We start from the raw sequence: 11,418 nt of genomic DNA, 5'->3' as shown, positions 1-11,418 counted from the left end.
CCCTGGCCTCCTACGCCGGCCAGACCGTCACCCTGAAGTTCACCGGCACCGAGGACATCTCCCTGCAGACCTCGTTCGTCCTCGACGACACCGCGCTGAACGTCTCCTGAGCCAACCTCTCCCACCGGCGTCCGGCGGTCCCCCTCGGGGTGGCCGCCGGACGTCGTCGCGGGCTCAGACGTCGAAGGTGGCGAGGCGTTCCGTGGCCGGGGGCGGCGGGGTGGCCTTCCACAGGCCGGTCTTCTGCGCGGCGAGCCGGGCCAGATAGGCCGGGTTGAGGATGAGGTAGCGGCGCCAGAGCCGCTTCGGCTCCAGGCCGAGCCGCCAGAACCACTCCAGGCCGGCGCGCTGCATCCACGGCGGCGGGTTGCGCAGCAGGCCCGCGTGGTAGTCGAACGCCGCGCCGACGGCCATCAGCGGCATGTCCAGCAGCGGCCGCATGGCGTACGTGAAGATCTCCTGCCGGGGGCAGCCCAGCCCGACCAGAACGAGCCGGGCCCCGCTGGCCCGGATCCGGTCGGCGATCTCGGTGTCCTCGCCCGGCTGGAGCGACCGGAACTTGGACGGCTCGACGCCGGCGATCTTCAGCGCCGGGAACTTCCGCTCCAGGGCCGGGACCAGGCGGGACAGGGTCTCCTCGGTGGAGCCGTAGAGGTAGACGGGCAGCCCCTCGTCGGCGAAGCGGGCGAGCACCCGGAGGGTGAGCTCCGGCCCGTAGACCCGGTCGGTGAGGCCGGTGCCGTGCAGCAGGTTGAGCGCCCAGCGCACCGGCTGCCCGTCGGGGGTGACCACGTCGAAGGAGTTGAGCCGGGCGTTGTGCGCCCGGTCGAGCACCCCGGTCATCACCCCGTGCACCGCCAGCGCGGTGAGGGCCAGCGGACGGCGGTCGTGCGCCGCCGCCACCACGGCCTCGGTCGCCCGGGCGTAGTCGGTGGCGTCGACGAGTACGCCGAGCACGTTCCGCTTGGTGCCGGTGATCATGCCTTTGGCACCCACTTGTCGACGTTCGCCTCGTAGATCTCGCGGAGGATCATCGGCACGTCGTAGGTGATCTTCCAGTTCGGGTAGTGCTCCTCGAACCGGGCCATGCTGCTGACGTACCACTGGTGGTCGCCGGTGCGGGCCTGCTCGACGTAGTTGATCTTCGCCACCCGGCCGGTGATGTCCTCGGCGATCCGGAACGCCTCGATGTGCGAGGTGTTCGAGTGCCGGCCCCCGCCGAGGTTGTAGACCTGCGCCGAGCGCGGCTCGCGGAAGAACGCCTCGAACGCGGTGAGCACGTCCCGCGAGTGGATCGCGTCCCGGACCATCTTCCCCTTGTAGCCGAAGAGGTTGTACGTGCGGCCCTCCATGACGCAGCGCATCAGGTAGGCCAGGAAGCCGTGCAGCTCGGCGGCGGAGTGTGCCGGGCCGGTCAGCGTGCCGCCCCGGAAGCAGGCGGTCTTCATGTCGAAGTACCGGCCGTATTCCTGAACCATCACGTCCGAGGCGACCTTGGAGGCGCCGAAGATCGAGTGCAGCGACTCGTCGATCGACATGTCCTCGGTGATGCCGTCGTACCAGGGGTGGTCCTCGGGCAGCTCGTAGCGCGTCTCCAGCTCGACCAGCGGCAACGTGTTCGGGCGGTCGCCGTACACCTTGTTGGTCGAGCAGTGGATGAACGGCGCGTCGATGGCGTGCCGCCGGGTGTTCTCCAGCACGTTGAGGGTGCCGCCCGCGTTGACGTCGAAGTCGGTGTACGGCTCCTTGGCGGCCCAGTCGTGGCTCGGCTGGGCGGCGCTGTGGATCACCACGGCGATGTCCGACCCGTACTTCTTGAAGACCTGCTCCAGCCCGTCCCGGTCGCGGATGTCGACGGCGTGGTGGGTGTAGGCGCGGCCCAGCTCGGCGGCGAGGCGGTCGAGGCTCCAGGCGGTCGAACCGTCCTCGCCGAAGAAGTACCGCCGCATGTCGTTGTCGATGCCGACCACGTCGAGACCGAGGCCGGCGAAGTGCCGGGCCGCCTCGGAGCCGATCAGACCGCCCGAGCCGGTCACCAACGCGACACTCACACGCCACTCCTGGTCCATCGGGGGCAGGGAAACCATCGGAGCATAGCGTGACGTCCGGCACGCCCCGATACGGCGCGAGGGCCCCGCGCAATGCGGAGCCCTCGTGATGGTGGGGAAGGGGGGAGTTGAACCCCCACGCCCTTTCGGGCACACGGACCTGAACCGTGCGCGTCTGCCATTCCGCCACTTCCCCGTGGCTTGACCTGCAACACCGTATCTCATCCCGCTCCCGCCGTCTGCGGCGGGTGCCCGGACATATTACGCTGATCCCGGTCATCGCCACGAGCGATCACCGTTCGTGGCGGACGAAACTTTAGCACGTCCGCGGGGCTGGTCACGAACGGGCCGCCGGCCCCCGGCCGAGCGGCGTGTGAGCTGCGGAGGCGGTGTCCGGATACCATCATGGCCTCGGAACCCGAGGAGGAGCCGGTGAGCGTGCTGCAACGCTTCGAGAAGCGTCTGGAAGGCCTGGTCGAGGGGGCCTTCGCCAAGGTCTTCAAAGGGGTGGTCCACCCTGTGGAGATCCTCAACGCCATGCAGCGGGAGGCCGAGGCGCACAAGGCGATCCTGGCCGGTGGGCGCACGTTGGTGCCCAACCGCTACGTGATCGATCTCTCGCCGTACGACCACAGTCGGCTGGCGCCGTACGCCGCCGCGCTGGCCCAGGAACTGGCCCAGTCGCAGGCGGAGTTCATCGGCGAGCAGGCGTGGACGGTCTACGGCGACGTGATCGTCGAGGTCGAGCGCGGTGAGGGGCTGGACACCGGCATGTTCCGGGTCACCGCGGAGGTCTACACCGGCGGCGACGTCGCCCCGGTCTCCGCGCCCGGTGGCTACGACGCCGGCCCGGCCTACCCCGCGTACGACCAGGGCGGCGGCTACGGCCCGCCGCCGGGGCACGGCGGCGGCCGCAACGTCCGCCTGGTCTCCGGCGACGGCCGCACCTACCCGCTCCAGATGGGCTCGACGGTGATCGGCCGCGGCGACCAGGCCAACCTGCGCCTGCCCGACGTCGGCATCTCCCGCCGCCACGCCCGGCTGGACTTCGACGGCGGCCAGGTCGTGCTGACCGACCTCGGCTCCACCAACGGCACGATGGTCAACGGCCAGCGCGTCTCCGCGGTCGCCCTCAACCCGGGCGACATGATCCAGCTCGGCACGACCACCCTGACCTTCCGCGTGGACGGCTGACCCGCCTTGCCGGAACTCGTCATCACCGTCGCGCGGTTCGGGTTCCTCATCCTGCTGTGGATCTTCGTGTTCACGGTGGTCGGCGTGATCCGCCGGGACCTCTTCGCGGGGGCCCGGTCGGGTCGCCTGGTGGCCGCGCCGCGTGCGGTCGGTGCCTCGACCGGGCAGGCGGCGAAGCCGGCGAAGGTGAAGCGGGGCAGAGCGGCGCACCAGCTGGTGGTCACCGCCGGCCAACTGGCCGGCACCCGGATCACCCTGGGCGAGGCTCAGATCACCATCGGTCGCGCCGAGGACTCGACCCTGGTGATCACCGACGACTACGCCTCGGCGCGGCACGCCCGGCTCGTGCCGCGCGAGGGTCAGTGGTTCGTCGAGGACCTCGGATCGACTAACGGCACCTACCTGGATCGCGCTAAGGTCACCGGACCAACCCCCGTCCCCCTCGGCGTGCCGATCCGGATCGGCCGCACTTCCCTCGAATTACGGCCATGACTCTGACCCTGCGCTATGCGGCCCACAGCGACCGCGGTCTGATCCGAGACGGTAACCAGGATTCCGTCTACGCCGGGCCGCGGCTCCTCGCCGTTGCCGACGGCATGGGCGGCATGGCCGCCGGTGACGTCGCCAGCAACATCGTCATCGGTGCCATGGCGCCGCTCGACGAGGACGTCCCCGGTGACGCCCTCGTCGACGCGTTGCGTTCCGCCGTGGGCACCGCCAACCAGCAGCTCCGCGACACCGTGGACGCCAACCCGCAGCTGGAGGGGATGGGCACCACGCTCACGGCGACCCTCTTCTCGGGCAGCAAGCTCGGCATGGTCCACATCGGTGACTCGCGGGCCTATCTCCTGCGCAACGGTGAGTTCGCCCAGATCACCAAGGACGACACCTACGTCCAGATGCTCGTCGACGAGGGCCGCATCAGCGCGGAGGAGGCGAGCAGCCACCCCCAGCGCTCGCTGCTCACCCGCGCGCTCGACGGCCGGGACATCGACCCGGAATACAGCGTCCGACAGGTGCTCCCCGGCGACCGCTACCTGATCTGCTCGGACGGCCTCTCCGGGGTCGTCAGCGCGGACACCATCGCCGACACGATGCGCGAATACACCGACCCGCAGCAGTGCGTGGAGCGCCTGGTGCAGCTCGCCCTGCGCGGCGGCGGCCCGGACAACATCACGGTGATCATCGCGGACGCCACCGACCAGGACATCGTCGAGGCGTCCCCGATCGTCGGCGGTGCCGCCGCCCGGGACCGCGGGATGGCCACCTCGGCCGACGTCTCCACCCCGGCGGCCCGCGCCTCGGCGCTGTCGGCTCCCCGCGCGCCCGCGCCGGAGGAACCGGCGGACAACCGCGACGACGAGCCCGAGCGGCGCCGGCGGCACCCGCTGCGCACCGCGGCCATGCTGCTCGCGCTGCTGGTCATCGTGGGCGGCGGCGTCTTCGGCGGGTGGAGCTACACCCAGCGGCAGTACTACGTCGGCGCGACCGACGACGGGCAGCTCGCCGTGTTCCGCGGGGTTCCGGGCCAGGTCGCCGGCCTCGACCTGTCCAACGTGCACGCCACCAGCGACGCCAAGCTCGACGACCTCACCCTGGCCGCCCAGGAGCAGGTCAAGCAGGGCATCCAGGCGCGGAGCGAGCCGGACGCCGAGCGCCGGCTGGCCGAGCTGACCAGCGACGACCCGGCCAACCCGAACCTGAAGCCGCTCTGCCCGCCCACCCCGGCGGCCGGTTCGGCGACCCCGACCCCGAGCCCGTCGGTGACCGGCGGCTCGCTGGCCCCGGCGGTCAGCGGCAGCGCCGTCCCGCCGGCCACGGCCACGGCGACGGCCACGGCCACCGCGGTGCCGACGCCGACGCCGACCACCACGCCCGACGCCGTCCCCTCCGACACGGTGCCGCCGGTCGACCCGACCGGCTGCCGGTCGCCCGAGTGAGCGCCGGCTCGACCCCGAGGACACACCCGTGACCGCAGCCGCCGTACCGGCCGCCTCGCCCGCCTCGACGGGCGAGCAGCCCGGCGTGCGCCTGGCCCGGTCCCGGCGTAACGCCGAGCTGTCCCTGCTCCTGCTCGCCATGGTCCTGGTGGCGGCGTACGCGGCGACGGTCGAGGCGAACGTGCTGGACACCGTCACCCCGGACTTCTGGATCCCGGCCGCCGCGCTGGGGCTGGTCTTCCTGGGCCTGCACCTGGTGATCCGCTGGCTGGCGCCGTTCGCCGACCCGGCGCTGCTGCCGGCGGTCGCCCTGCTCAACGGCATCGGCGTGGGCTTCCTGCGCCGCTACGACCTGGCCAAGGCCGCCCCCGAACAGCGGGAGACCCTGGCCATCTTCGCCGGCACCGGCGGGCGGCAGCTCGCCTGGACGCTCGGTGCGGTGATCCTGGCCGCCGCGCTGCTCGCGATCATGCGGGACCACCGCTCGCTGTCGCGCTACGCGTACACCCTGGGGCTGGCCGGCATCGTGCTGGTCATGATCCCGGCGGTGCTGCCGGGGCGGTTCTCCGAGATCAACGGCGCGAAGCTGTGGATCCGCCTCGGCGGGTTCTCCATCCAGCCGGGTGAGTTCGCCAAGCTGGCCCTGCTCGCCTTCTTCGCCTACTACCTGGTCCGCAAGCGGGAGGTGCTCTCGCTGGCGAGCCGCCGGGTGCTCGGCGTCGACTTCCCGCGCGGGCGGGACCTCGGCCCGGTCCTCGTGGTCTGGCTGATCAGCCTCCTGGTGCTGGTCTTCGAGAAGGACCTGGGCACGTCGCTGCTCTACTTCGGCATGTTCGTGGTGACGCTCTACATCGCCACCGAACGCGTGAGCTGGCTGCTCATCGGTCTGATCCTGTTCTTCGGCGGCGCCTACCTGGCATACGTGCTGGGCAGTACGGTGGGCGGCCCGTTCGCCAACTTCTACGACCGGGCGCAGATCTGGCTGGACCCCTTCGCCGAGCCGTACGACCGGGGCTACCAGCTCGTCCAGGGCCTGCTCACCCTCGGCACCGGCGGCCTGTTCGGGGCCGGCCCGGGCGGCGGCCAGCCCACCCTGCTGCCCGAGGTGCAGACCGACTTCATCTTCGCCGGCATCGGCGAGGAGATCGGCCTCTTCGGCCTCTCCGCGCTGCTGGTGGTCTACCTGCTGATCGTCGAGCGGGGCCTGCGCGCCGCGCTGGCGGTCCGGGACTCGTTCGGCAAGCTGCTCGCCGGCGGGCTGGCCTTCACCCTGGGTCTCCAGGTCTTCGTCATCGTCGGCGGGATCAGCAAGCTCATCCCGCTGACCGGCCAGACCACCCCGTTCCTCTCCGCCGGCGGCTCGTCGCTGATGGCGAACTGGCTGCTGATCGCGGTGCTGCTCCGGGTCTCCGACGGCGCCCGCCGCCCGGTGACCGGAGGCGGCCCGGCGGCCCGGCCGGCCGGTGGCCCGCCGGAGCAGCTGCACGGTGCCCCCACGGAGGTGATCCGGCCGTGAACGCACCCCTGCGCCGCGTCGGCGTCGTCGTCATGATCCTGTTCGGGCTGCTCTTCGCCAACCTGAACTGGATCCAGGCCTACAAGGCCGACGAGTACCGCAACAGCGACTACAACGGCCGGGTCCAGGTCGCGGAGTACGAGCGCAAGCGCGGCAACATCGAGGTCGGCGGCACCGCCGTCGCGCTCAGCAAGGAGACCAGCGGGAAGCTGAAGTTCCAGCGCAGCTATCCGGGCGGGGCCATGTACGCGCACGTGCTCGGCTACAAGCCGGTCAACCTGGGCGACACCGGCATCGAACGGCTGGAGAACGACTTCCTGGCCGGCACCAGCGACCAGCTCATCGCCAACCGGATCAAGGACATGTTCACCGGCGACCAGACCGGTGGCGGCAACGTGCTGCTGACGCTGTCCAAGCGGGCCCAGGAGACGGCGTACAAGCAGCTCAACGACAACCAGGTCGGTGCGACCCGGGGGGCGGCCATCGCCATCGACCCGCGGACGGGGGCGGTGCAGGCGCTGGTCTCCATGCCGAGCTTCGACCCGAACCCGCTGGCCAGCCACGACACCAGCGAGGCCACGAGGGAACACAACAAGCTCGACAAGGACAAGGACCGGCCCCTGGCGAACCGGGCGCTCGCCGAGACCCTGCCGCCCGGCTCCACCTTCAAGATCGTGGTGGCCGCGGCGGCACTGGAGAACGGCGTCACCCAGCAGACCGAGATCCCGGCCGGGTCGAGCTACACGCCGCCCACCTCGGGCCAGCCGATCCGCAACGCCGCCCCGTCGATCTGCCCGCAGGCCCAGGTCACCCTGCGCACGGCGGTGACCCAGTCCTGCAACACCGGCTTCGCCCAGCTCGGCGTCCGGCTCGGCGCCGACAAGATCAAGGAGAAGGCCCGCGCGTTCGGCTTCGAGCAGGACGACCTCGCCGTCGGCGAGACCGGCGAGAAGGGCGGCCTGCCGGTGGCGGCCAGCCACACCGGCGAGATGACCGCGCCCGGTGGCGGCACCGACCCGGCCGCCCTGGCCCAGTCCTCCATCGGCCAGCGCGACGTGCGGATGACCCCACTCCAGGGCGCGCTGATCGCCGCCACCGTCGCCAACGGCGGCAGCCAGATGCGGCCGTACCTGGTCAAGCAGCTGCTCGGCCCGGACCGCACCACCGTCTACGACGCCGCCAAGCCGCGCGAGCTGCGCCAGCCGGTCAGCGGCCAGGTCGCCGGCGACCTGCGCGACATGATGGTCAACGTCGTCAAGGAGGGCACCGGCCGGAAGGCCGCCATCGACGGCTACACCGTCGGCGGCAAGACCGGCACCGCCCAGTCCGGCCCGAACACGCCGGACCACGGCTGGTTCATCGGCTTCGCGCTGGACAAGAACGGCACCCCGGTCTCGGCCGTGTGCGTGGAGCTGGAGCAGGCGGGCAGCGGCGGCAGCGCCGAGGCGGCCCGGATCGCCGGCCGGATCATGGCGGCGGCCATCGCGGAAGGCCGCTGAGATGCTCAGCCCGGGAGTACAGCTCGGCAACCGCTACCGCCTCGACGAGCGGATCGCCAGCGGTGGCATGGGTGACGTCTGGCGCGGCACCGACCAGGTGCTGGGCCGCACCGTCGCGGTCAAGAGCCTGCTCCCGGCCCTGCTCGACGAGCCGGGCTTCGCCGAGCGGTTCCGCGGCGAGGCGCGCACCATGGCCACCATCAACCACCCCGGCGTGGTCGACGTCTACGACTTCGGCAGCGACCAGCACATCGCCTTCCTGGTCATGGAGTACGTGGAGGGCGACGCGCTCTCCTCGACGCTGAGCCGGGTCGGCCGGCTCACCCCGGCCCGCACCATGGCCCTGCTGGCCCAGGCCGCCGACGCGCTGCACGCCGCGCACGAGAAGGGCATCGTGCACCGCGACGTGAAGCCGGGCAACCTGCTGGTCCGGCCGAACGGCACGCTGGTGCTCACCGACTTCGGCATCGCCCGCTCCGACCTGGTCGGCCAGCTCACCGCCGCCGGCTCGGTGCTCGGCACCGCCTCCTACATCTCGCCCGAGCAGGCCACCGGCGCCGTCGCCACCCCCGCCTCCGACGTCTACGCGCTCGGCGTGGTCGCGTACCAGTGCCTGGCCGGCCGGCGGCCCTTCGAGGGGGACAACCCGCTCGAGATCGCCATGAAGCACGTGCGCGAGACGCCCCGGCCGCTACCCGCCGACATCCCGCCGCAGGTCCGGGCCATCGTCGAGCGGGCCCTGGCGAAGGACCCGGCGGCCCGCTGGCCCAGCGCCGCCGGCCTGGCGAGCGTCGCCCGGCAGGCCAAGCTGGCCCTGTCGCAGCAGGCGCGGGGTGGCCACCCGATCTCCGGCGTACCCGCCTCGCCGGCCGCGCCGGCCGCCCGCGCGCAGGTTCCCACGGCCACGCGGCCGCAGCCCCGCCCGCCCGTGGTGGCCGCCCGCCCGCCGATGGCGCCGCGCCCGGCCACCGTGGCACCGCCGGCCCCGCAGCCGCGCCCGCCGGTGGCACCGCGCGGCGCGGCGGCTGTTCCGCCGCCCCGGCAGCACAACCCGCTCGGGTACGCCCGCCCGCCCGCCGCTCCGCCGCCGGCTCCGCGCCGCTCCACCGCGGGTCGCTGGGTCGCCGCCATCGTGGTGGCCGTGCTGGTCGTGCTCTGCTCGGGCGTGATTTCGTACTACTACCGGAAGAACGCGGCGGCCGGTGACCCCGGCGCGCTCGTTCCGGTGGGCGTGACCTCCGGCGCGGTGCGGGCCCACGGGGGCGACTATCCGCTTCCCACGTCGTACCGTCGTGGGGTACGGCTCCAGCCGGCTGGCGGCGAGACGACGACGAGCGAAGGACGAGAGACGCGATGACAGCGCAGGCCCGCCTGCTCGGTGGCAGGTACCAGGTCGGCGAGCTGCTCGGCTACGGCGGCATGGCGGAGGTGCACCGCGGTCGCGATCTCCGGCTCGGTCGGGATGTCGCGATCAAGATGCTCCGCGCCGACCTGGCCCGGGACGCGACCTTCCAGATGCGGTTCCGCCGGGAGGCGCAGAACGCCGCCTCGCTGAACCACCCGGCCATCGTCGCCGTGTACGACACCGGCGAGGAGACGGCACCGACCGGCGAGACGCTGCCGTTCATCGTCATGGAGTTCGTCAACGGGCGGACCCTCAAGGAGGTGCTCGGCGCCGAGGGCCGGCTCCAGCCGCGCCGGGCGCTGGAGATCTGCGCCGACATGTGCGCCGCGCTGGAGTTCAGCCACCGGCACGGAATCATCCACCGGGACATCAAGCCCGGCAACGTGATGCTCACCCAGACCGGCCAGGTCAAGGTGATGGACTTCGGCATCGCCCGGGCGCTGGCCAGCGGCGCCACCACGATGACGCAGACCAGCGCGGTCATCGGCACGGCGCAGTACCTCTCCCCGGAGCAGGCACGCGGCGAGGCGGTCGACGCCCGCTCCGACGTCTACGCGGCCGGCTGCGTGCTGTTCGAGCTGCTCTGCGGGCACCCGCCGTTCGTCGGGGACAGCCCGGTCAGCGTCGCCTACCAGCACGTACGGGAGACGCCGCCCACACCGAGCACCATCAACCCGGACGTCAACCCGGCCGTGGACGCCATCGTCCTCAAGGCGCTCTCGAAGAACCCGCTGAACCGCTACCAGAGCGCCGGCGAGATGCGGGCGGACCTGCTCCGCGCCGCCGCCGGCCGGCCGGTGCTGGCCACCCCGGTCATGCCGGCCGAGGAGACCATGCCGATGGCGCCGGCCGCGGCCGGCGGCGGCTACCAGCAGACCCAGGTGATGGGCCCGCAGACCCGCCAGCAGGCCCCGGCCCGGGTCGGCGACGCACGCAAGCGCAAGAGCTCCTCCTGGGTGATCGCCACGTTCGCGGCGCTCGGCGTGCTCGCGGTGATCGCCCTGGCCACCGCGCTCTGGCTCAACCAGACCGGCGCCGAGAAGGTCTCCGTGCCGCAGCTACAGGGCCGGACTCAGGCTGACGCGCAGGCCGCGCTCACCCAGGCCGGTCTGCGGTTCACCGCCGGCGAGCCGGTGCAGAACGCCACCTGCGACAAGGGCACCGTGGTCGGTCAGAACCCGGCATCCGGCCAGCAGGTGGACAAGAACAGCGCGGTCACGGTCCAGATCTGCGGGGGACCGAAGCAGGTCACCATCCCGCCCGGCCTGGTCAACTCGCAACTCACGAATGTCCGGTCGCAACTGGAGGGCTTGGGCCTCAAGCTCGACGTCGACGAAGTGGACGACAGCGCCCCGAAGGGCATCGTCCTCCGGGTCGACCCCGACGAAGGCAGCAAGGTCCCCGAGAACTCCACGGTCAAGGTGAAGGTCTCCCTGGGCAATGTGAACGAGGTGCCCGACGTCTTGGGCTACACGAAGGAGCAGGCCACCAAGCGGCTGAAGGATGCCGGCTACGACGTCAAGGTTCGCGACGGTAACGAGGTCGCGCCCGACCAGGCGGGCAAGGTGAGCAGCCAGAACCCCCGTGCCGGCAGCAAGCTGGCCAAGGGCAGGAGCGTGACCATCGAGGTGGACGTGCCGCTGCCCGAGCCGACCGACAGCGCCAGCCCGGGCACCCCGTCGCCGGGCGCGACGCCGACCACCCCCGGCACCGGCGGTGGCGGCGGTGGCTTCCCGTTCCCGACCGTGACGCCGCCGACGAGGTTCAGCCAGCCCTGACCCCACAGCTCCAGACAGGCGAAGTGGCGGTGCCCGGT

General features: G+C 72.1%; 9 protein-coding genes and 1 tRNA gene. 7 read left to right on the top strand and 3 right to left on the bottom strand.

Translation table 11 applies throughout. The annotated features are described in order from the left end of the window. Positions 1-174 precede the first annotated feature (174 nt). The 3 genes from ABZW14_RS32500 to ABZW14_RS32490 form a co-directional block, all read right to left on the bottom strand. Positions 175-981, bottom strand: a complete 807-nt coding sequence (locus ABZW14_RS32500; protein ID WP_355354441.1) for a WecB/TagA/CpsF family glycosyltransferase — start codon at positions 979-981, stop codon at positions 175-177. Then, positions 978-2,087, bottom strand: a complete 1,110-nt coding sequence (locus tag ABZW14_RS32495) for an NAD-dependent epimerase/dehydratase family protein (protein ID WP_355354438.1) — start codon at positions 2,085-2,087, stop codon at positions 978-980. Before ABZW14_RS32495 ends, ABZW14_RS32500 begins: the two co-directional genes overlap by 4 nt. A gap of 71 nt (positions 2,088-2,158) precedes the next feature. After that, a tRNA-Leu gene (locus ABZW14_RS32490) sits at positions 2,159-2,244 on the bottom strand. A gap of 209 nt (positions 2,245-2,453) precedes the next feature. Between ABZW14_RS32490 and ABZW14_RS32485 the strand changes: the two genes are divergently transcribed. The 7 genes from ABZW14_RS32485 to pknB all read left to right on the top strand — a co-directional run bounded on the left by ABZW14_RS32485 (position 2,454) and on the right by pknB (position 11,380). Beyond that, positions 2,454-3,242, top strand: a complete 789-nt coding sequence (locus ABZW14_RS32485; RefSeq protein WP_355354435.1) for a DUF3662 and FHA domain-containing protein — start codon at positions 2,454-2,456, stop codon at positions 3,240-3,242. 6 nt (positions 3,243-3,248) lie between these two features. Next, complete coding sequence (locus ABZW14_RS32480) at positions 3,249-3,734, top strand: FHA domain-containing protein (RefSeq protein WP_088959602.1); 486 nt, start codon at positions 3,249-3,251, stop codon at positions 3,732-3,734. Further along, entirely contained in the window at positions 3,731-5,182 is a 1,452-nt protein-coding gene (locus ABZW14_RS32475) for a PP2C family serine/threonine-protein phosphatase (protein WP_355354432.1), read from the top strand. Before ABZW14_RS32480 ends, ABZW14_RS32475 begins: the two co-directional genes overlap by 4 nt. Before the next feature lie 139 nt (positions 5,183-5,321). After that, complete coding sequence (locus ABZW14_RS32470; RefSeq protein WP_355354450.1) at positions 5,322-6,698, top strand: FtsW/RodA/SpoVE family cell cycle protein; 1,377 nt, start codon at positions 5,322-5,324, stop codon at positions 6,696-6,698. Next, entirely contained in the window at positions 6,695-8,197 is a 1,503-nt protein-coding gene (locus tag ABZW14_RS32465) for a penicillin-binding transpeptidase domain-containing protein (RefSeq protein WP_355354429.1), read from the top strand. Before ABZW14_RS32470 ends, ABZW14_RS32465 begins: the two co-directional genes overlap by 4 nt. Before the next feature lies 1 nt (position 8,198). Further along, on the top strand, positions 8,199-9,554 hold the full coding sequence (locus ABZW14_RS32460; RefSeq protein ID WP_355354426.1) for a serine/threonine-protein kinase: 1,356 nt from the start codon (positions 8,199-8,201) through the stop codon (positions 9,552-9,554). Then, positions 9,551-11,380 (top strand): Stk1 family PASTA domain-containing Ser/Thr kinase, encoded by a 1,830-nt coding sequence (pknB, locus tag ABZW14_RS32455; protein WP_355354423.1) that lies wholly within the window; start codon positions 9,551-9,553, stop codon positions 11,378-11,380. The genes ABZW14_RS32460 and pknB overlap by 4 nt, the downstream gene beginning before the upstream one ends. Positions 11,381-11,418: the final 38 nt, after the last annotated feature.

This window comes from Micromonospora sp. NPDC004551 (assembly GCF_040609975.1).
Classification (GTDB): Bacteria; Actinomycetota; Actinomycetes; order Mycobacteriales; family Micromonosporaceae; genus Micromonospora.
This window is presented reverse-complemented; position numbering and strand designations above follow the sequence as displayed.

Excerpts from the sequence above, each read along its gene's own strand:
- ABZW14_RS32495 (WP_355354438.1), bottom strand. The coding sequence starts at position 2,087 with ATGGTTTCCCTGCCCCCGATGGACCAGGAGTGGCGTGTGAGTGTCGCG.
- ABZW14_RS32500 (WP_355354441.1), bottom strand. The coding sequence starts at position 981 with ATGATCACCGGCACCAAGCGGAACGTGCTCGGCGTACTCGTCGACGCC.
- pknB (WP_355354423.1), top strand. The coding sequence starts at position 9,551 with ATGACAGCGCAGGCCCGCCTGCTCGGTGGCAGGTACCAGGTCGGCGAG.
- ABZW14_RS32485 (WP_355354435.1), top strand. The coding sequence starts at position 2,454 with ATGGCCTCGGAACCCGAGGAGGAGCCGGTGAGCGTGCTGCAACGCTTC.
- ABZW14_RS32475 (WP_355354432.1), top strand. The coding sequence starts at position 3,731 with ATGACTCTGACCCTGCGCTATGCGGCCCACAGCGACCGCGGTCTGATC.
- ABZW14_RS32470 (WP_355354450.1), top strand. The coding sequence starts at position 5,322 with ATGGTCCTGGTGGCGGCGTACGCGGCGACGGTCGAGGCGAACGTGCTG.
- ABZW14_RS32460 (WP_355354426.1), top strand. The coding sequence starts at position 8,199 with ATGCTCAGCCCGGGAGTACAGCTCGGCAACCGCTACCGCCTCGACGAG.